The following is a 255-nucleotide window of genomic DNA, read 5'->3' on the forward strand; positions in this document are numbered from 1 at the left end:
GCCTGGACAGACTGGGAGGAAATTGTTGCGCCCATCTCGGCGATAAATGACGAAGTCAGACCGGTGATATTCAATAACCGGCTTTATATTGCCTGGCAAGAGTGGGAGTCAGAGCCAGATGCGAGTGGTCCTACAGCAGAGAGTCGCTATAAGGTAATTAAAATAATATACCAGAAATTCAATGGGGACTGGTCAGCCAGCAATAATTTTAGGATTACTGATTATGATTACTTTATGAATGACGGTGCTGATGAT

1 protein-coding gene is annotated in these 255 nt (G+C 43.9%); it reads left to right on the top strand.

The annotated features are described in order from the left end of the window. A partial coding sequence (locus ACQ96U_RS27260; RefSeq protein WP_431724426.1) for a neuraminidase-like domain-containing protein occupies window positions 1-255 on the top strand: 255 nt, incomplete at both ends.

The organism is Zooshikella sp. RANM57, from assembly GCF_050749885.1.
GTDB lineage: Bacteria > Pseudomonadota > Gammaproteobacteria > Pseudomonadales > Zooshikellaceae > Zooshikella.